Origin of the sequence: Aeromonas sp. S12(2024) (genome assembly GCF_041402305.1) — a bacterium.
GTDB classification, from domain to species: Bacteria; Pseudomonadota; Gammaproteobacteria; order Enterobacterales; family Aeromonadaceae; genus Aeromonas; species Aeromonas veronii.
In genome coordinates this window covers 88,900-108,916 of the sequence record NZ_JBGLRB010000017.1, presented here as the reverse complement: position 1 = coordinate 108,916, position 20,017 = coordinate 88,900, and the positions used below count along the sequence as shown (strand labels likewise).

At 58.1% G+C, this 20,017-nt stretch carries 19 protein-coding genes; 5 read left to right on the top strand and 14 right to left on the bottom strand.

The window, feature by feature from the left end:
* Positions 1 to 46: 46 nt before the first annotated feature.
* Together ACB035_RS16160 and ACB035_RS16155 are read right to left on the bottom strand one after the other, a co-directional pair.
* Positions 47 to 1,477 (bottom strand): wax ester/triacylglycerol synthase family O-acyltransferase, encoded by a 1,431-nt coding sequence (locus ACB035_RS16160; protein WP_371167691.1) that lies wholly within the window; start codon positions 1,475 to 1,477, stop codon positions 47 to 49.
* Between the two features lie 254 nt (positions 1,478 to 1,731).
* A complete protein-coding gene (locus ACB035_RS16155) occupies positions 1,732 to 2,064 on the bottom strand; it encodes a polyhydroxyalkanoic acid system family protein (RefSeq protein WP_100645872.1) in 333 nt (110 codons plus the stop codon).
* 259 nt (positions 2,065 to 2,323) lie between these two features.
* Here ACB035_RS16155 and ACB035_RS16150 point away from each other — a divergent pair, with 259 nt between their 5' ends.
* The gene (locus ACB035_RS16150; RefSeq protein ID WP_005333125.1) at positions 2,324 to 3,052 is read left to right on the top strand and encodes a hypothetical protein; all 729 of its coding nucleotides are present in this window, start codon (positions 2,324 to 2,326) and stop codon (positions 3,050 to 3,052) included.
* Positions 3,053 to 3,151: 99 nt separating this feature from the next.
* On the opposite strand, the gene ACB035_RS16145 is transcribed toward ACB035_RS16150, so the two are convergent.
* Genes ACB035_RS16145 through prpB form a run of 3 tightly spaced genes read right to left on the bottom strand, consistent with a single transcriptional unit; the run spans position 3,152 to position 6,633 of the window.
* Positions 3,152 to 4,597 carry a bifunctional 2-methylcitrate dehydratase/aconitate hydratase gene (locus ACB035_RS16145; protein ID WP_371167690.1) on the bottom strand — a complete coding sequence of 482 codons (1,446 nt, stop codon included), beginning with the start codon at positions 4,595 to 4,597 and terminating at the stop codon, positions 3,152 to 3,154.
* A 10-nt stretch (positions 4,598 to 4,607) separates the two neighbouring features.
* Positions 4,608 to 5,735: a 2-methylcitrate synthase gene (gene prpC / locus ACB035_RS16140; RefSeq protein ID WP_042083064.1), complete on the bottom strand. Its 1,128-nt coding sequence runs from the start codon at positions 5,733 to 5,735 to the stop codon at positions 4,608 to 4,610.
* Positions 5,736 to 5,745: 10 nt separating this feature from the next.
* On the bottom strand, positions 5,746 to 6,633 hold the full coding sequence (prpB, locus tag ACB035_RS16135; RefSeq protein WP_371167703.1) for a methylisocitrate lyase: 888 nt from the start codon (positions 6,631 to 6,633) through the stop codon (positions 5,746 to 5,748).
* 147 nt (positions 6,634 to 6,780) lie between these two features.
* On the opposite strand from prpB, the gene ACB035_RS16130 reads away from it, so the two are divergent.
* The 4 genes from ACB035_RS16130 (at position 6,781) to rsmF (ending at position 12,176) form a co-directional block, all read left to right on the top strand.
* Positions 6,781 to 7,407: a paraquat-inducible protein A gene (locus ACB035_RS16130; protein WP_005333129.1), complete on the top strand. Its 627-nt coding sequence runs from the start codon at positions 6,781 to 6,783 to the stop codon at positions 7,405 to 7,407.
* Positions 7,391 to 7,993, top strand: coding sequence for a paraquat-inducible protein A (locus ACB035_RS16125; RefSeq protein ID WP_005333132.1), 603 nt, complete (start codon positions 7,391 to 7,393; stop codon positions 7,991 to 7,993). Before ACB035_RS16130 ends, ACB035_RS16125 begins: the two co-directional genes overlap by 17 nt.
* Positions 7,994 to 8,048: 55 nt before the next feature.
* Entirely contained in the window at positions 8,049 to 10,601 is a 2,553-nt protein-coding gene (locus ACB035_RS16120) for an MlaD family protein (RefSeq protein WP_371167689.1), read from the top strand.
* Between the two features lie 144 nt (positions 10,602 to 10,745).
* The gene (gene rsmF / locus ACB035_RS16115) at positions 10,746 to 12,176 is read left to right on the top strand and encodes a 16S rRNA (cytosine(1407)-C(5))-methyltransferase RsmF (protein WP_371167688.1); all 1,431 of its coding nucleotides are present in this window, start codon (positions 10,746 to 10,748) and stop codon (positions 12,174 to 12,176) included.
* Positions 12,177 to 12,402: 226 nt separating this feature from the next.
* Here the strand turns inward: rsmF and ACB035_RS16110 are convergent, their stop codons facing one another.
* The 9 genes from ACB035_RS16110 to acpP form a co-directional block, all read right to left on the bottom strand.
* Positions 12,403 to 12,687, bottom strand: a complete 285-nt coding sequence (locus ACB035_RS16110; RefSeq protein WP_041235150.1) for a RepB family protein — start codon at positions 12,685 to 12,687, stop codon at positions 12,403 to 12,405.
* 160 nt (positions 12,688 to 12,847) lie between these two features.
* The gene (locus tag ACB035_RS16105) at positions 12,848 to 13,876 is read right to left on the bottom strand and encodes a site-specific integrase (protein WP_371167687.1); all 1,029 of its coding nucleotides are present in this window, start codon (positions 13,874 to 13,876) and stop codon (positions 12,848 to 12,850) included.
* Positions 13,877 to 14,163: 287 nt separating this feature from the next.
* On the bottom strand, positions 14,164 to 14,943 hold the full coding sequence (locus ACB035_RS16100; RefSeq protein ID WP_371167686.1) for a TatD family hydrolase: 780 nt from the start codon (positions 14,941 to 14,943) through the stop codon (positions 14,164 to 14,166).
* Between the two features lie 25 nt (positions 14,944 to 14,968).
* The gene (holB, locus tag ACB035_RS16095; RefSeq protein ID WP_236380578.1) at positions 14,969 to 15,916 is read right to left on the bottom strand and encodes a DNA polymerase III subunit delta'; all 948 of its coding nucleotides are present in this window, start codon (positions 15,914 to 15,916) and stop codon (positions 14,969 to 14,971) included.
* Positions 15,901 to 16,542 carry a dTMP kinase gene (tmk, locus tag ACB035_RS16090; RefSeq protein WP_158111388.1) on the bottom strand — a complete coding sequence of 214 codons (642 nt, stop codon included), beginning with the start codon at positions 16,540 to 16,542 and terminating at the stop codon, positions 15,901 to 15,903. The genes holB and tmk overlap by 16 nt, the downstream gene beginning before the upstream one ends.
* A complete protein-coding gene (gene mltG, locus ACB035_RS16085; RefSeq protein WP_005333156.1) occupies positions 16,542 to 17,543 on the bottom strand; it encodes an endolytic transglycosylase MltG in 1,002 nt (333 codons plus the stop codon). Before mltG ends, tmk begins: the two co-directional genes overlap by 1 nt.
* Positions 17,533 to 18,339: an aminodeoxychorismate lyase gene (gene pabC / locus ACB035_RS16080; RefSeq protein WP_128815970.1), complete on the bottom strand. Its 807-nt coding sequence runs from the start codon at positions 18,337 to 18,339 to the stop codon at positions 17,533 to 17,535. Before pabC ends, mltG begins: the two co-directional genes overlap by 11 nt.
* Before the next feature lie 68 nt (positions 18,340 to 18,407).
* The gene (fabF, locus tag ACB035_RS16075) at positions 18,408 to 19,649 is read right to left on the bottom strand and encodes a beta-ketoacyl-ACP synthase II (RefSeq protein ID WP_371167685.1); all 1,242 of its coding nucleotides are present in this window, start codon (positions 19,647 to 19,649) and stop codon (positions 18,408 to 18,410) included.
* Between the two features lie 82 nt (positions 19,650 to 19,731).
* On the bottom strand, positions 19,732 to 19,968 hold the full coding sequence (gene acpP / locus ACB035_RS16070) for an acyl carrier protein (RefSeq protein ID WP_005300909.1): 237 nt from the start codon (positions 19,966 to 19,968) through the stop codon (positions 19,732 to 19,734).
* Positions 19,969 to 20,017: the final 49 nt, after the last annotated feature.

The window sequence follows — 20,017 nt, the reverse complement described above, 5'->3', positions numbered from 1 at the left end:
GAGCTGACCGGTTGGCTACGCCATCACCGGTCGCTCAAGTGCACACTCAACCGAGCAGCGCATCCAGCCCGTTGGGGTCAAACAACAGCTCCGGCTCCATCAGCACCAGCAACAGCAGTTGCTCGAACTCCACTGCAAACCGCTCGACCACCCGATCCGGATCCGGAACCAGCTTCTTGTCGGTGATAAGGCCCAGCTGCACCTTGTGATCGTAAGAGAGGATGGAGACGCCGACGCCGATATCTCCCGATTGCGGCACCCAGAACAGCGGCTGACGCAATTTTGCTCCAGCCAGATAGAGGGTCTGCTGCGGGCCGGGCACATTGGTGATCACTGCACTGGCCTTGGCCGTGAGCAGCTCGACGGCCTGCTGCTGCACCGCATTGGGGGCCATGCCAAGGGCATGTAACAGGTTGAGCACCACCACGGGTTGCAGCGAGGTGCGCAGCGCCTGCATCCGGTCACGCACTGTATAGAGCCGCTGCAACGGGTGTTCAACATCCAGTGGCAAGTCCAGGGCCACCAGCCCGAAGCGGTTGCCAAGTGCCCCCTCATCGTCCGGTGCACGCATATTGACCGGCACCAGGGCGCGGATCTTGACCTTGTTGGCATCATCCCCCTTCTCCTGCAGGTAGTGGCGAAACGCCCCTGCGGTGGCGGCGATCAGCAGATCGTTGACCGAGCAGCCCAGTACCTTGCCCACTGCCTTGATATCCGGCAGATCAATTTGCTCCGACCAGGCCACCCGCTTGGTGCTGGTGGTCTTGCCACGCAGGCGGCAGGGTGAATCATCACCGAGGGTGGCGATATTGCACAGCTCGCTCGCCAGATCGCGCCCGGTCTTGAGGTAATCCACCGCCTTGGTGGGATGGGTGACCACTTCGACATATTTGGACCAGAGGCTACCGGTCAGCTTGAGACCGGCCCGCACCAGACGGCTGCCCTGGTGGCAATCCTCCTCATCCTCGTCATCGCTGTCATCCAGTGGCTCCGGTGACGGTGGTCGCGGCGCCCCTTCCGGGGTGTTATCCATCATGGTCAGCATGGCCCGCACCAGCGAGAAGCCGTCGCCCATGGCGTGGTGAATGCGCACCACCAGCGCTTGCCCACCCAGCGACGTGTCGGTCAGGTGCATATCCCACAGGGGGCGCTGGTGGTTGAGCGGCGTCGAGGCGAGATCGGCCACCAGCTTCTCCAGCTCCAGCTTGCCCGCTTCACCCGGCAGGATCACTCGCTTGAGGTGCTGATCGAGATCGAAATCGGGATCATGACGCCAGTAGTAGGGGCCCCCTTCCAGCACGGCCCGCTGGTGGAAGCGGGGTTGCACCGAAATGGTGTGGCGCAATCCGGCCCGCAGACGCGCTTCATCAAGCTCTCCTTCAAACATCAGGACACCGATGATCTGCATCAGGTTGTTGGGTCTGTCCATGCGTAACCAGGCGGTATCGACGCAGGAGATAAATTCACTCAGTGGCATGGTTGTTTCCCTACAAAATGAATTTACCGAGACGGCAAATTGCTCCTGTCCTCATATCCGGATGAAGACTTGATGCAATCAGAATGACATTAATGAGTGCCGACTCGAAATATGAAATAAAGATGAAATATTACTGACAAATAGAATCGAGACCTCGCCGGATAATAAATCTGACAGGCCACATGGCTTGCCAACTTATTTCAAACAGCCATCGTTTACAGCTAGTTTATTTAAAACCAGTGCAACGAAGAGTTTCAAACACGTTTGGGGCAAGGTAAGCGATTGTCGACATAATCGAGGATCTCCTGCTCCAGTACGCTGCGTACAGGCAACAGCATCAAACCAAGATGCACTTCCAGTTCCAGGGTATCTTCGTCCAGGGTGAGAGTGCCATGTACCCCTGAGCCGCGAAAACGAAGCTCGGTCTCCTCTTCATCTGCCCATTCGCAATCGAGTTGATAGCTCTCGCTCATGTCCGCAGCGATGGCTTCGGCCGCGATCCGGGCGGCGGCCAATCCCAGCGGATGCTGACGGCTGATCTGGATGGTAGAGAGTGCGCTGCTGCCAGCGAGCGAGTTGAAGAACATGGTCGTTACTCTGGGTCATAAGTTAGTTATTGATATTAAACACATGTTCACAACAAATGAAAGGATGGTTCACATAAATGGGACTCACTTAACAGAGTCGAGAGGGATGACGGCCATCAGCGGGGCATGGCATTTATTCCCTCCCCCGTGCGCGCTACACTTGTCACGGAACGGTCAGTAAAAGCTGCTTGTTTTTCATTCACTTGTATCTTCGTATCACCGAATCCCCATCAATGGGCCCAAGGCCAGAGAGCTGTAGATGACGCATCAAGAACATGCCCACGACGACGATAGCACCCTGGGTCGGCTATACCGCCAGCTCAAGCGGGTTGCAGCCTTGCGCGAGCAGATGCGTGCCCACCCGGAAGATCAGCAGGATCGGGATCGGCTACGCCAGTGGCAGGCCGACCGGTTGGGGCGCACCCATCGAGATCTGCTGGAGAGTGACCGCTACGGCCCCGCCGCCGAGTTTTTCCTGACCGATCTCTATGGCCCGGGGGATTGCGCCCGCCGCGATGCAGATGTGATGCGGGTGATGCCGACCGCCGAGCGGCTGTTGCCGGAGTCCGGTCTCAAGGTGCTGGCGCAGGCGATCGAGCTCGACGCTCTCTCCGAAGAGCTGGACTACCTGATGGTGGTGGCGCTACGGCGCATTGATGGCATTGCTCCCATCACGCCGGACCATTACACCATCGCCTATCGGGCCGTAGGTGAACAGGCGCGCCGGGAACATCAGATTGCGTTGGTGAGCGAGCTTGGCATGACGCTGGACAGGTTGGCGAGAAAGCCGCTGCTGGGGGCGACCCTCAAGCTGGTGTCAGGTCCCGCCCATCTGGCGGGGCTTGGCGAGCTCTTCTCCTTTGTCGAGCGTGGTTATCAGGTGTGTCATCAGATGGGGCGTGCCAACGAGTTTCTCGAAACCATCGCCAGTCGCGAGACGGCCATCATGACGGCGCTTTTTAACGGCGACAGCAGTGCGCTGGGGTGAGGCTTATCGAGGGATCAGCCGCCGGAATAACAAAGCGGGCCGATGAGCCCGCTTTTCGTTTATCACTGTTTGCCGATATGTTGGCCAATGCAAGACCGGTCAGATCACCAGCAGATCCATAAAGGCGTGTACCGGGGTGGCGGCAAGGCGCGGCCCGTCCTGACAGAGGGCAAGGATGTCGCTGACCCGTTTGGCCGGGAAACGGGTGGTCAGATTGTGCTGGAATTTCTCCACCAGCAGCGGGATCCCCTCCTCCCGGCGACGGCGATGGCCGACCGGATACTCCACCTCCACCTTGGCGGTGTGAGTACCGTCCTTGAAGAAGATCTGGATGGCGTTGGCAATGGAACGCTTGTCTGCCTCCAGATACTCGCGGCTGTAGCGCTTGTCCTCCTGCACCACCATCTTGCTACGCAGCGCGTCGATGCGGGGATCGGCGGCAACATCGTCCTCGTAATCCTCGGCGATCAGGCGACCGAAGATGAGCGGCACTGCCACCATGTACTGCAGGCAGTGATCCCGATCGGCCGGGTTATTGAGGGAGCCGACCTTGCTGATGATGCGAATGGCCGACTCATGGGTAGTAAGTTCGATACGGTCTATCTCGTCGAGCCGTCCCTTCACCTGCCCATGCAGCTTCATGGCGCACTCCACAGCAGTCTGGGCGTGGAACTCGGCGGGATAGGAGATCTTGAACAGCACGTTCTCCATCACATAGCTGCCGTATCCCTGATGCAGGGCGAACTGATTGCCCTTGAACAGCACATCGTAGAAACCCCACTTGGGCGCGCTCAGTACGCCTGGATAGCCCATCTCGCCGCTCATGGTGATAAGGGCGAGGCGCACCGCGCGGGAGGTGGCATCCCCCGCCGCCCAGCTCTTGCGTGACCCCGCATTGGGGGCATGGCGGTAGGTACGCAGGCTCTGACCATCGACCCAGGCCTGGGATACCGCATCGATCACCTGATCGCGGGTGCCACCCAGCATATGAGTCACCACGGCGGTGCTGGCGACCTTGACCAGCACCACGTGATCGAGACCCACCCGGTTGAAGGAGTTCTCCAGCGCCAGCACCCCCTGAATTTCGTGGGCTTTGACCATGGCCACCAGCACATCTGCCATGGTGAGCGGCGCCATGCCCTCGGCCACGCGAGTACGGGAGAGCCAGTCGGCAGTGGCGAGAATACCGCCCAGATTGTCGGATGGATGACCCCACTCGGCGGCCAGCCAGGTGTCGTTGTAATCGAGCCAGCGGATGATGGCGCCGATGTCCCAGGCTGCCTTGACCGGATCGAGGCAGAGCTGGGTGCCGGGTACCCTGGCCCCGAAGGGCACGACGGTGCCCGGCACGATGGGGCCAAGGTGCTTGGTGCATTCGGGGAAGCGCAGGGCCAAGAGGCCACAGCCTAGGGTATCCATCAGGCAGTAACGGGCGGTATCGAGGGCCGCCTCGCTGGTAATGGGGTGGTTGCAGACATAATCGGCAATATCGACCAGCACCTGATCAGGGTCTGGTCTGTGGTTGACGTCGACGTTGGCGGACATCGTGACTTCCTTATCGTTGTTGTAGAGAGACAAAGTGACGGGGGGCCGGGCCGACATAATCGGCGCTCGGGCGGATGATCCGGTTGTGCTCGCGCTGCTCCATCACGTGGGCGCACCAGCCGGTGACCCGCGAGCAGACGAAGATGGGGGTGAACAGCTTGGTCGGGATCCCCATGTAGTGATAAGCGCTGGCATGGAAGAAGTCGGCATTGGGAAAGAGCTCTTTTTCTTCCCACATCACCTTTTCCGCTTCGCAGGAGACGCGATAGAGGCGATCATCCCCCACCGCCTCGGCGAGCTTGGCCGACCACTCCTTGATGATGACGTTGCGCGGATCAGAAGTGCGGTAGATAGCGTGGCCAAAGCCCATGATCTTCTCCTTGGCCGCCAGCTTGGCCAGCAGTTCGCGCCTTGCCTGCGTTTCATCTTGCCAATGTTCGATCATCGCCATGGCCGCCTCGTTGGCTCCGCCGTGGAGCGGGCCGCGCAGGGTACCGATGGCCGCTGTGATACAGGAGAACATGTCAGAGAGCGTCGAGGCGCAAACCCGCGCCGCAAAGGTGGAGGCGTTGAACTCATGCTCGGCGTAGAGGATAAGGGAGACATGCATCACCCGCCGCTCCAGCTCGCTCGGCGCTTTTTGGTGCAGCAGCGCCAGAAAGTGGCCACCGATGCACTCTTCATCGGTATCGAGGGCGATGCGAACTCCCTCGTGACTGAACTTGTACCAGTAGATCAGAATGCCCGGAAAGGCGGCCAGCAGCCGATCCGCCACTTCATGCTCATGCTCGAAACCATCTTCTGGCTCCAGATCGCCGAGCATGGAGCAGCCAGTGCGCAGCACATCCATCGGATGGGCATCGGCGGGAATGCGCTCAAGTACCTCCAACAGCGGCTGGGGCAAGGTGCGCAGGCGACGCAGCTCGCGCTTGTAGGCGTCAAGCTGCTGCTCACCGGGCAACTCCCCCTTGAGCAGCAGATAGGCGACCTCTTCGAACTGGGCGCTGTCGGCCAGCTCCTTGATGTCATAGCCGCGATAGGTAAGCCCAGTGCCACTCTTGCCTACTGTGCAGATACTGGTCTCCCCCGCACTTTGACCGCGCAACCCTGCCCCACCCAACGGTTTTTGCTGTCCCATAAGCTGCCTCCTATTCCTTGGCTGTAAACAGACGATCCAGTGTCTGCTCGTAGTGGTGATATCCGAGGAAGTCGTAGAGTGACTCCCGGGTCTGCATGGTCTCCACGACGGCCCTTTGATGACCATCCTGGCGAATATGGTGATAGACGTTGAGGGCGGCCTGATTGGCGGCCCGGTTGGCACTCAAGGGATAGAGCACCATGTCGACCCCGTGGGCGGCCAGTTGCTCTTTATCAAACAGCTCGGTTTTGCCGAACTCGGTCATGTTGGCGAGGATCGGCACTTTGGCCGCCTGTTTGAACTGGTCGTACTGGGCAAGCTCGGTCACCGCCTCGGCGAAGATCATGTCGGCCCCGGCGGCCACATAGGCGGCGGTGCGTTCAAGAGCAGACTCCATCCCTTCCACCGCCAGTGCATCGGTGCGGGCCATGATGACGAACTCGCTATTCTCACGGGCATCCACCGCTGCCTTGATCCGATCACACATCTCCTCAAGCGTGACCACCGCCTTGTTGGGGCGATGACCACAACGCTTCTGGGCCACCTGATCTTCCATATGGACGGCGGCAACTCCGGCCCGCTCGAACGCGCGGATGGTGCGGGCGATATTGAATGCCCCGCCCCAGCCGGTATCGATATCGACCAACAGCGGCACACGGGTCGCAGCAGTTATCCGTTCGGCATCGATCAGCACGTCGTTGAGGGAGGTCATACCGAGATCCGGCAAGCCGTAGGAGGCATTGGCTACTCCGGCGCCGGAGAGATAAAGAGCTTGAAAGCCGCTGTGTTCGGCCATCAGCGCCATGTAGGCATTGATGGTGCCGACGATCTGCAGGGGATGTTCATTGGCAAGGGCGGTGCGAAAGCGCAGGCCTGCCGAGGGGGACAAACTGGACATCATGACTCCTTTCACCTGTCTAGTCTGGCTATCTAATATCACGTTTACGTTAACGTCAATTATACTTTCGTAACATTCCGGCTGCAGGCAAGACAGGAAACCGGTTTTAGGGTAAATTTCACCAATTCCTTCAACAGGTTGAATTGTATGATGGAGCCCGGTTCCGTAATTGTCTGTCCGGCGTGCGACTTGCTGATCCAGCGCAAAGCACTGCCGCTGCGTCGCCATGCCCACTGCCCGCGTTGTCACCAACATCTCTATGGCCGTTATGCCTTTCGTCCCTCCCAGTTGATGGCCCTGACCATCACCGGATTTCTGCTGCTGCCCTCCGCCTTTTTTGAACCGCTGATCTATCTGCGGCTGGCTGGGGTCAATACCGACGCCGACCTGCTGCGCGGTATTCTGGTGCTGTTTGGCGAGGGCGAATGGTGGGTGGCCAGCCTGGTGCTCTGGTGCGCCGTGTTGGCGCCAGTGGGATTATTGGCGGGGATCTTTGCGCTGGCTTCGGGTCTGGCCAAACGTTGGCACATTCTTCCCGTCACCTTGAAGCTGGTCGAGGTGTTTCGCCACTGGGCCATGCTGGAGGTCTATATCGTCAGCCTGCTGGTTGCCCTGTTCAAACTGATTGACATCGCCGATGTGCGCCTCGGTGGCGGCTTGCTCAGCCTCGGTATTCTGATGCTGCTCAACATGACCCTGTTGATCCTGTTTGACCCCGCCCCCTACTGGGCGCGGATCCCGTTAAAGGAGCCGGAACATGACCAGCGCCCGTGAGATGGGGCTCTGCCGCTGCCATACCTGCGGTCTGCTGGTGCGTTATCAAGCCGGGGCAGTCTGCCCCCGTTGCAGCAGCAAATTGCAGGTGCGCATCCCCCGCTCCCTCGCCTGGTCGTGGGGCTTGCTGGCACTCGCCACCTTCATGTTGTTGCCTGCCAATCTGTTGCCCATAACCCATTTCTACAACAAGGGGTTGCTGCAGTCAGATACCATCTTCAGCGGTATCATGATGCTCTATCGCAGCAAAATGAGCGGGATTGCCACCATAGTCCTCACCGCCAGCATACTGGTGCCGGTGGGCAAAATATTGGGTCTGGGCTGGATCTGCTGGCAGTTGCAGCGGGCCAAACCGGTGCGGCGCAAGCGCCAGCTGGTGATGTATCGCGTGATCGATTTTATCGGTCGCTGGTCGATGCTGGACTTGTTCGTGATTTCGCTGATGGTGGCACTGGTCGATCGGGGTGTGCTGCTGAGTGTCCGCGCAGGCCCCGGTGCCACCGCCTTTGCCGGTGTGGTGGTGCTGACCATGATGTCGGCCCGCATGCTCGATACCCGTTTACTGTGGGACAAGGCGGCCCGTTGATGATTTCTCTGTTTTTGTTTGATGCGCTGTTTAATCCAGCCAATAAGGAGTCACTATGATCGGGGCTGAACCCGTCATTGAAAAGCGTCGCTGGTTATCGCCGGTCTGGCTGTTACCCCTGATAGCCCTGCTGCTGGCGGGTGGCTTTCTCTATCAGCAGGTATTGAGCCGTGGCCAGCTTATCCAGATCAACTTCGCCCAGGGCAACGGCATCTTGCCGGGTAAAACCCAGGTTCGTTATCAGGGGGTAGCCATCGGTGTGGTGCAAGAGCTGGAGCTGGCTGAAGATGGCCGCAAGATTGCGGTAATGGCCAAGATTGACAGCCGTGCCAGGCCGCTGATCCGTAAGGGATCCGACTTCTGGCTGGTGAGCCCCAAGGCGTCGCTCACCGAGATCTCCGGCCTCGATACCCTGGTCTCCGGCAACTACATCAACCTGCAACCGGGGCGTGAAAGCAATCCGCTGGAGGAGACCTTCGATGCATTGGAGGGCCCTCCTCCCGGTTATCAGGCTCAGGGGCGCATGCTGCACCTGACTGCCGATTCGCTGGGTTCGGTGGGGATTGGCGCCAAGCTCTATTTCCGCGGTATCGAGGTGGGCAGCGTCATCAATACCCGCCTGGGTCAAGACAACCAGAACGTCATTCTGGATCTGGTGATCGAGCCGCGTTTCGAACATCTGGTCAAAGCTGATACCCGCTTCTGGAACATCAGTGGCATCAAGGGCTCCTTCAGTCTGGCTGGCGTCAGCGTGGAGGCCGGCAGCCTCACCTCCATTCTGAGCGGCGGCATTGCCTTTGACTCGCCCAAAGATTCACCGGAACCGGAGAAGGGACAGACTTTCGTCCTCTACAAAGGGCTGGCGGAAGCAGCGCGCGGTGCGCGTATCGACATTGCGGCTGGCGATCTTCCGGTCAAGGAGGGGATGCCCATCCTCTATGAGGGGATCGAGATCGGTCGTATCGACCCCATTCGCCTTACCGACAAAGGCCGGATGGTCACAGCGCTGATCAACCCGGAGCAGGCTTATCGCATTACCGACAAGAGCCAGCTGGTGTGGGAGAGCATCTCCCTTTCCGCGACCGGTGTGCAGCATGCAGATCGCCTGCTCTCCGGCCCGGCCATTCGCCTCGACTATGTGGCGGGCAAACCGGTACAGAAGATGACCCTGACCGATCGCGCCCCCCAGAGCGGTACCAAGGTGACGCTGCAGGCTGACGATCTGGCGGGGCTCAATCAGGATGCACCTGTCTGGTACAAGGGATTGCAGGTGGGCCGTATCAGCCAGCTCACCCTGGATGCGCGCGGCAATGCCAGCGTCGAGCTGGTGATGGCGCCGAACTATGGCCATCTGCTCAACCGTGCCCGCTTCTATCGCGCTGCCCCGTTGCAGATCGATGCCGATCTGAGCGGCATCAAAGTAGAAACCAGTCCGGCCAGTGCCTGGTTGGGGGGCGGGATCAAGCTGGTACAAGCCAGCAGTGGCGAGCGGATTAACCGTCTCTACCCGAGTCAGGAGCTGGCACTACTCGGCACCCGTGATGCCAAGCCCCGGCGCTGGTTGCTCAAAGCAGATCAGGCCGATGGCATTGGCATTGGCTCGCCTGTGCTCTATCTGGGGCTGGAAGCGGGCAAGGTCAAACAGCTACGCGCCGCCAAAGAGGGGGTCGAGATCGAACTCGAGATCGATGGGGTCTATGCTCCCCTCCTCGCCCAGCAACCCCAGTTCTGGAAAAAACCGGCCATCGACACCAAGGTGCGGGTCGATGGGGTGCAGGTCAAGGTGGGCAACCTCGGTACCTTGCTGCGCGGTGCCATCGAGTTCGATCGGCTGGCCAATGGCCGCAGCAGTCATCAACTGTTCGATTCCAGGGAGCAAGCCAAGGCCAAGATGCGCCAGCTGTCACTGGTGGCAGAGAGCAATCCGGGGCTCGGGATTGGCAGCCCGATCCGCTATCGCGGTGTCGATATCGGCAAAATTGAAGAGATCGAGCTGGAGCCGTCACTGGGTCAGGTGATCTTCAAGGCTGAACTCGATGGCCACTATGCCGAGCGTTTCCTGCAGTCCGGCGCCCGCTTTACTCTGGTGCAGGCCAAGCTGGGGCTGGGCGGTGTCGCTCACCTCGATACCCTGATCAAGGGGGCGTTTGTAGAAGCACAACCCGGTAAAGGCGCTGGCAAAGATCGCTTCCCCTTGAGTCAGGTCGGCCCGGTGGGTCTGGCCCTGACCCTCAAGAGCCCCTCCGTCAATGGCCTGAGCGTCGGCAGTCCGCTGCTGTTTCGCAAGATGGTGGTGGGCAGTGTCACCAAGGTGGCGCTGGCTCGGGATGGTAGCGAGGTGGTGATCGACGTTAACGTGGATCAGGAGTATGCCCATTTGGTGCGTGCCAACTCCCGCTTCTGGAATGTCTCCGGGGTCAAGGCGGACATTGGCCTGACCGGTGGCACTATCGAGGTCGAGACGGTGCAGAGCCTGCTGGCTGGCGGCATTGCTTTCAATACGCCGGAGAGAGAGATGGGTCCAACCGTCAAGGCGGGACACAGCTATCCGCTCTACGGCAAGGCCGAGAAAGAGTGGCTGGAGTGGAGTCCGCGTATCCAGCCCTGATCTCTTCCCTTTGTATCTCATCCAAGCCCGGCACAGTGCCGGGCTTTTTTATATTCCGGTGTCTGTTGATAGGGTTCAGATTCAGAATATTCTTAGCCTTGTGGTAGGATATCGCCCCTCTTTTTCGGTCAACGAGACGGCACAGTGCACGACAACACCTTCCTTCCCGATTACTTTTTACGCCACATTGCGGCCATCATGCCGGCCCATCTCTCGATGGATGACTTTGTGGCCAGTTGTCGACGTCCGCTGCGCCGCAGCATTCGGGTCAATACCTTGAAGATCGCCGTCTCGGATTTCGTCGCCCTGATGGAGCCACTGGGTTGGCAGCTCGACCCTGTGCCCTGGTGTGATACCGGCTTCTGGCTGACCCGCAGCGATGAAACTGTCCCACTTGGCAACACCGCCGAGCACTTGAGCGGGCTCTTCTACATTCAGGAAGCGAGCTCCATGCTGCCGGTGACGGCACTCTTTGCCAGCGACAAGATCAAAGCGGATGGCATGTTGCTGGATGCGGCGGCGGCCCCCGGCTCCAAGACCACCCAGATCGCGGCTCTGATGAACAATCAGGGAATGCTGGTTGCCAACGAGTTTTCCAGCAGCCGGTTGAAAGTGCTTAGCGCCAATATCCAGCGCTGCGGCGTGACCAATGTGGGGATGACCCATTTTGATGCCAAGGTATTTGGCCAGTGGTTGCCGGAGACATTCGATGCCATCCTGCTCGATGCCCCCTGCTCAGGTGAAGGTACGGTGCGCAAGGATGAAGATGCGCTGCGCAACTGGAGTATCGAGAGCATCGACGAGATCGCGGCGGTGCAGCAGGGGCTGCTGGAGAGTGCCTTCCATGCCTTGAAACCGGGTGGTGTGCTGGTCTACTCCACCTGTACCTTGAGTGAGCAGGAGAACCAAGCGGTCTGCCAATCCCTGCTGGACAAGTTTGGCGATGCCTTGAGTTTTGACTCGTTGGCAGACCTGTTCCCCCATGCAGAGCAGGCCTGTACATCCGAAGGATACCTGCACGTTTGGCCCCAGATCTTCGACAGTGAGGGCTTTTTCGTCGCCAGATTACGCAAGCATCACTCGGTGCCCAACACCATGTTCAAGCCGGGCAAGCTGGGTAAATTCCCTTTTGCGCCGCTTCCTGCCAAAGAGGCGGAACTCATATTGCGCGAAATTGAAGCCAACTTTGGGGTAGCACCGCAGGGTCAGCTGTTTGGCCGCAATGACGAGATCTGGCTCTTCCCCCAGCGGTTTGATCAGGTGCAGGGCAAGCTGCGTTTCGACCGCATCGGCATCAAGTTGGCCGAAACCTTCAAGAAAGGTTATCGCCTCACTCATGAGTGGGCACTGGCCTATGGCGATAAAGCGAGCAAGGGCGTGGTTGAGCTGGATAGCGCCAATGCGCGGGAATTCATGATGGGGCGGGATGTCTGGCCAGAACAGGATGCTGGCACTGGCGAGGTGATCGTCCGCTATCAGGGGCATACCCTGGGCATGGGGAAATGGGTGGGGAGTCGGGTCAAGAATGCCCTCCCCCGCGAGCTGGTGCGTGACAACAATCTGTTCAATGCGTAGTGGGCCGCTCGGTTCATCAGCACTTGAACGAGTCTGAAATACCCACACTCTGGTTGAACTTTTCTTCGGATCTTGAAAAGCCTTGAGCCTTGTCTAAGCTTAAGGCAATCCGAACACCAGTTAGCGCACGGCTCTGCAAGGAGCCAATTCCCCTATGCCAGGTACAAGGAATTCGTACCTGGCTTTTTTTATCTCTTCACGTATCGCTGTTACTTCACTTTTGTGTCTATTCAACAGTCTCTTCGACCTGTGTGGCGACTCTGTTTTCAAACGGAGGTTCTCTACCCAGCTCATGTTGGTAGAGCAGATCGATCGCCTGCTCGATGAGTGATGCCTGACTGTCTTCGAGATGAAGACCCAGTGCGGCCAATCGTTCGGCGTGGCGATTGCTGATCCAGCATTGCAGCCGGGTATGGGTCTCCTGCTTGCGTTTTACATGTTGGCGCTGCCGCTCGGCATTGTTTTGGGGCCCCGCCTCTTGCTCTTCACGCACTGTCATTTCTTGGCTCATATGTCCTTGCGATATTACGTTTCCGAGTTTGTTAGCTCTCATCACATGCCATTATCCATTGGAAGATGCCCTTCCCCTTTGGGCTACTGGCTGCGCGACAAATATATCATCAGATCAACAAGATATCATTTAACATAAAATATGCAGTAACGCAGTCATATCAAAGCAAACCATCGAGCGCATGATCGGAGAACTTATGGGCGTCATCGAAGTACTCCTGCAGGGTCCGCATATCCTTGTGGCGCGTCACTTCTATGATCTTGTTCATCGGCTTGCCGGCAGTCACCGCCGAGGTAATGAACCCGCGACGCAGGCTATGGCCACTGACGTAGAGATCGTCAATAGTTTGGCCGGTTCGGCGCTTGATCATCAGATTGATGCCCTGGGGGCCGAGTGGTTCGGCCATCAGTTGCCCCCAACGATTCATGCGTCGAAACAGCGGCCCCTCGCTGATCCGGCTTTTGTGTAGCCATTTTTGCAGTGCCGACACGGGGCAATAGTGTTTGCCCGGAATCAAGGCTATCTCGGTTTCATGCAGCTGATGCTTGCTCGGTTTGAGGCGAAGGCGGATCCCCTGCCCCACAAAATCGAGATCGCTCACTTCAATTCGGGCTGCTTCCGAGCGGCGCAAGGCGCCACTGAACATCAAGAGCAGCAGGGTGTGATCACGCAAACCAGCCAGATCACCGGTGTCGATGCCATCAAGCACCTGGGTCAATGGTTGCAGCGTCAGGGCGCCGGTTTTGTGTTTACGGTTATCCCCCAACCTGACAATGCCGCGCATCATCTCCTTGATTTCGGGATGTTCGGTGGGCATGGGATGAATGCCTTTCTGCTTGAAGGCATAACGGATCCCGGCAAGCCGTCTCACCAGGGTTGCCGGTTTTCGAGGCTCGCCATTACGCAGCTCTCCCTTCCCCTCCTCTTTATCCAGCCATATCCAGTCGGCCAATACGCCGTCAGCCTGATCAGCGAGAAAATTCATGATGTCGTGATGGGTGGTTTGCAGTGGATCCAGCCCGTGCAATTGACACCAGAAGACAAAAATACGGGTATCCGCCTGATAGGCATTGAGGGTGGAATCCGCTTTTGCACTGCGCAAAAAGCGGCGTGCCCGACTATTTAGCTGTGCATCGAAAACAGTCTGCAGTGACTGATGAGCCGGATTGGACAAGGTTGGATATGCCACGGAACTCTATGATTCATATGAAGTTTGAGAGGATCTTACAGGATCCTTCCCATACATCAAGTATCGATAATGAATATTATCGATACTTTAGAACATCTTATTTCAATACCCTTTGACCACGCTGAATAAAGGAAACATAGGAATATCATTCGACCCAGTTTAGCAGAAACGAAAAAGTAAAATTGGCAGGAAGAAGTGAGAGATAACGTAGCTCGATGTTGATATTCAGGTGGGTAATTAGCTTGGCATTTGAAAATTAAAAAGCCCCGAATAACGGGGCTTGGGGATTATTTTTTCGCCAGCTTGAACAGTTCAAAGAAATTCCGGCTGGTGGCTTCTGCCAATTCATTAAGCGGAATATGACGCAGATCGGCAATAAACTGCGCAACGTCTCGCACAAAGGCGGGTTCGTTCTCCCTCCCCCGATGCGGCACGGGGGCAAGATAGGGTGAGTCGGTTTCGACCAGCAATCTGTCGAGGGGAAGTGCCTTGACCACCTCTTGCAGTGCAGACGCATTTTTGAAGGTGGCGATCCCGGAGATGGAGATATAGAACCCCATCGCCATCGCTGCTTGCGCCATCTCGAGGGATTCAGTGAAGCAGTGCAGCACACCGCCGACCTGATCCGCGCCCTCTTCGCGCATGATCTGCAAGGTATCTTGCTGGGCATCGCGAGTGTGGATGATCAGCGGCTTGTTCAGCGCGCGAGCAACCCGGATATGTTCGCGGAAAGAAGCTTGCTGCACTTCCTTGTTCTCGGGGGAGTAGAAGTAGTCGAGCCCGGTCTCACCGATGGCGATCACTCTTTCGTCCGCCGCCTGAGTCAGCAACAAGGCTGCATCCACCCCGGGTTCCTGATTGAGCGGGTGTACCCCGCAAGAGGCAAATACCTGGGGATAGGGAGCGATCGCCTCGAGCATGGTCGGGAACTGTGCCTGAGTCACACTGACACAGAGAAAATATCCCACGTCCAGTTGCGTGGCCTTGGCCAGCACATCGGCCATGCTGGTCTGCTTGCTACCATAGCTGAGGCGATCGAGATGACAGTGGGAATCAACGAGTAACATATAAAACCTTTCTGCTTGTCGGTACTTATAACCAGCGACTGAGCCAGTTCATCAGATGGATGGTGGGATTGGAGAGCTGACCCGGCTGGCATGCCGCTTTCAGGGCAACAAGATCTTGTTCTGCCTCCAGCAGTTTTTCGCTGGAGTGCTGCTCCGCCAAACGTTGACTCAAGATGGCCAGATCAGGCATTGCCAGCTGATGGTGACCACATCCGGCCTGGGTTTTCAGGGCATCGCACAAGAAGAGCTGCAACCAGTGCAACCTGATCTGTGTCTCCTGACCAAGCTGGCTGCACAAAGCCGTCGCCTTGGCCGGACTTTGACTCAGAGCGACAAACTGTTCCAGCAGTTCACGGCGAGTACTGTCCTGTTGCTGCTCGATATAGTCGAGTACCCGCAGCGGTGCCCCCTGACAGATCCGCACCTGAGCCAGAGTGGCCTGATGACCCTGCTCTGCCAACCAGCGTACAGTTTCCCCTTCCGCAGGCAACTGACAGACATGTTTGTGACAGCGACTAAGAATGGTAGGGAGCAGCCGGGAAACCTGGGAGGCAATCAGCAACAGCAAGCTGTCGCCGGCCGGCTCTTCCAGGGTTTTCAGCAGGGCGTTGGCCGCCGATTCGGTCATCCGCTCCGCATCTGGAATGATCACCACCTTGCCACGGCCGAGCTGGGCAGATCCCTGCAGCCGGGTGCAGATCTCGCGAATGGCCTCGACCCCGATGGTCTTGCTGTCGCGGGTGATGGTGCCGAGATCCGGGTGGTTGCCCTTGTCAAACAGCTGGCAAGAGTGGCAGTGGCCGCACGGCTCTCCGCGATCCGGTTGCTGACAAAGATGCAGACGCGCCAACCGCTCGGCCAGCTGTTCTTTGCCAAGACCGGGATCGCCGAGCAACAACCAGGCGTGGCCGAGACGACCGGACTGGGCAGTCTGGCTCAGGGCATGCCAGTCGGGGATCAGCCAGGGATACATAGGCGCTCGTTTGACAGATAGTGATCCAATGCAAGCTCGATAGCAGCTTTGACCTGTTCCGGCGTTTGCGCCGCATCGATCACCACAATGGAATCATCCTTGGCGGCCAGTTCGAGATAACGAGTTCGGGTACGCTCGAAGAAGCTCAGTTGCTCCAGTTCGATGCGATCCAGCTCGCCGCGATGGCGCGCGCGCTGCAAGCCAAGGGCGGGATCGATATCGAGATAGAGTGTGAGATCCGGCTTGAAGTTGCCGAGCACCGCCTGCTTGATGGCACCGATAAGCTGGGCATCGATACCACGGCCGCCACCCTGATAGGCCTGGGAGGAGAGATCGTGGCGATCCCCCACCACCCAGACACCGTTGGCCAGTGCCGGCTTGATGCGGGTCTCCACCAGTTGTACCCGGGAGGCATACATCAGCAGCAATTCAGCCTCGATGGTGAGGCGCTCGTCGTGCACCTCTTTGACGATGGCCCGCATCCGCTCGGCTAGCGGCGTACCACCCGGCTCGCGGGTGCACTCGATCCGGTTGATGCCATGGCGCTGCAGATAGTCGGTCACATAACGCACGGCCGAGCTCTTCCCTGCCCCTTCCAATCCTTCGATCACAATAAATTTTGACATTAGGGTTTCTTCAATATGTATTCGCGAACCGCCCGATTGTGTTCATCGAGGGTCTTGGAGAAATAGTGGGCACCGCCCCCCTTGGCGACAAAGTAGAGATAATCGGTCGACTTGGGGTTGAGCGCTGCTTCGATGGAGGCCTTGCCCGGCATGGCGATAGGCGTGGGCGGCAGACCGTCGATCACATAGGTGTTGTAGGGATTCTTGTCGGTCAGATCGCTGCGGCGAATGTTGCCATCGTAGCGATCCTTCACCCCGTAAATGACGGTGGGATCGGTTTGCAACTTCATGCCCAGACGCAGACGATTGACAAACACCGAGGCGATCTGCGCCCGCTCGTCCGGCTGGCCGGTCTCTTTCTCGATGATGGAGGCCATGATCAACGCCTCGTAGGGGGTCTTGTAAGGCAGGTTGGCCTGACGTTTCTCCCAGCTCTGCTGCAGGAAAGTCTCCATATCCTGATGGGCGCGACGCAGGATCGAGAGATCGCTGGCATGGGTGGTATAGGCATAGGTTTCCGGCAGGAACCACCCCTCCAGCTTGCCATTCTCGATGCCGAGCTCCTGCGCCAGGTCGGCTTCGGATTGCTCGACGGTCAATCGCTCAAGGTATGGGGCACTGGAGAGTTGCTTCTGCCAATCCTCGAAACGGGAACCTTCGACGAAGGTGAGGCTAAAGTGAAACTCCTTGCCCGATGCGAACAGTGAGAGGGTCTCCTTGAGAGGGGCCCCTTCCTTGATTTCGTAGGTGCCCGATTTGATGGCCACCAGTTCGGGATGGCTGCGCAGCCAGAGCCGCACCGCCCAGGGGCTGGTTTCCCCCTCACCCAGTTCGGCAATGAGGCGCGCCGCATGGGCGCCCTTCTCCACCGTAAAGAGCCGGGTCGGCCCCTTGTTGGTGAGCGTCTCTACCTGTTGCCATTTGTAATGTACATAGCCCCCGGCAGCGGCTACCGTCAGTGCCGCCCCCGCGAGCAGGGTGTAAAGCCGATTAAACTTCAATGACCAAACGCTCCTGTAAACGGCGACTCAATACCGCTGGGGGATAGTGAATATCCTCGATGCCATTGACCGGCACGACCCCCATCAGGGTATTGGTGAGCCACACCTCTTCCGCCTGCCATAGTGACTCCAGCGGAGCCTCTACCACACGCAACTCAATACTCATCTGTTTCAACATCGCCATCACCTGGCGACGCATGATGCCATCGACACCACCGCGGGCGAGATCGGGCGTAAACACCGTCTTGCCCCGACGCCAAAACAGATTGGCACTGACCCCTTCAATCAGAAAACCACGACTGTTAAGCACTATCCCTTCGACTGCATTTCGGCTGACAAGTTCGCTTTTCAGCAATACCTGCTCCAGACGATTCAAGGTTTTAAGCCCGGCCAGCATAGGCGCATCACCGATCCGCTGGCGGCACACCACCATCTCGATCCCCTCCTGTTGCCACTGACCATAGTGAGTGGGAAATGGCGCCAGAGTGACAATCCGGGTTGTGTGCTGACATCCGCTGCCATCATAGCCCCGCCCCCCCTCGCCTCGGGTCAGGATCACTTTGGCCACGCATTGTGGCTGGTCGGCCACCATCTCTTCAACCTCCCGGGTCAGGAGACCCCAGTCCGGTTCAACCAATCCCAGCCGGTTGTTGGCCAGCTGCAACCGTGCCAGATGGGCTGGCCACTGCAACACGTGACCCTCCCTGACCGCCATGGTGGTAAAATGACCGTCACCATAGGCCAGCCCCCGATCATGGGCCGAGATGGTATCAAGCTTCATGCCATTGATAAGCAAAGGGATCCCTCCGATAAAAAAGGCCCGATACCGGCAGTATCGGGCCTGTGTCTTTGCCCTGCGGCAAATTATACGCGTTTGAAGATCAGTGAGCCATTGGTGCCGCCAAAACCAAACGAGTTGGAAAGGGCGTACTCGAAGCTGCCTGGCTTGGCCACATGGGGTACCAGATCCAGGTCGCACTCTTCATCCGGGTTGTCCAGGTTGATGGTGGGCGGAGCCACCTGATCACGCAGGGCCAACACTGTGATGATCGCCTCGATGGCACCGGCGGCGCCCAACAGGTGACCGGTCATGGACTTGGTGGAGCTGACCATCAGGGATTTGGCGTGCTCACCAAACACCGACTTCATGCCACGCAGTTCAGCCACATCACCCAGCGGGGTGGAGGTACCGTGCGCGTTGATGTAACCAATCTGCTCGGGGGCAATGCCGGCATCCTTGATGGCATTTTTCATGGCGCGAGCGCCACCGTTGCCATCTGCAGGAGGCGCAGTCATGTGGTACGCGTCACCGCTCATACCAAAACCGACCAGCTCGGCGTAGATCTTGGCGCCACGGGCCTTGGCGTGTTCGTACTCTTCCAGCACCAGTACACCGGCACCGTCACCCAGCACGAAACCATCGCGATCTTTATCCCACGGACGGCTCGCTTTTTGCGGCTCGTCGTTGCGGTTGGAGAGTGCCTTGGCGGCAGCGAAGCCACCCATCCCCATCGCGGTGGAGGCTTTCTCGGCACCGCCGGCGACCATCACGTCGGCATCGCCGTAAGCGATCATCCGGCTCGCCATGCCGATGGCATGGGTACCAGTGGTACAGGCGGTCGTCACGGCGATGTTCGGCCCTTGCAGACCTTTCATGATGGAGAGATGACCGGACACCATATTGATGATGGTGGACGGAACGAAGAAGGGACTGATCTTGCGCGGGCCGCCGTTAACCAGGCTTTCGTGGTTCTGTTCAATCAGACCCAGACCGCCGATACCGGAGCCAATCGCCACGCCGACACGTTCGGCATTTTCTTCATTAATGGTCAGGCCGGAATCATCCAGCGCCTGCATACCGGCCGCGATGCCGTATTGAATGAAGAGATCCATCTTGCGAGCGTCTTTACGGTTGATACCGTACTGCTCGGGATCGAAATCCTTGACCAGACCTGCGAAGCGGGTTGCAAACTCGCTGGCATCAAAATGTTCGATAAGGGAAATGCCGCTCTGCCCGTTGAGCAGTGCTTGCCAGCTGGATTCGGCAGTGTTACCCACCGGGGAAAGCATCCCCAAGCCGGTCACCACGACTCTGCGTTTTGACACTGAGGTAGTCTCCGAGAGGTGTTTTGAAAGGGAACAAATACAAAAGAAGCGGCCCTTGGGCCGCTTCTTTCAGAACAGGAACTTATTCCTGATTAGCGGTGATGTAGTCGATAGCCGCTTGAACAGTGGTGATCTTCTCGGCTTCTTCATCAGGAATTTCGGTATCGAATTCTTCTTCCAGCGCCATTACCAGTTCAACGGTATCCAAAGAGTCAGCGCCCAGGTCGTCGACGAAGGAGGCAGCGTTCTTAACGTCTTCCTCTTTAACACCCAGTTGTTCGATGATGATTTTCTTTACGCGTTCTTCGATGTTGCTCATGACCTGAATTTTCCTTTAAAAATACGCTATTTGCGTCTGGTTGGGGTAG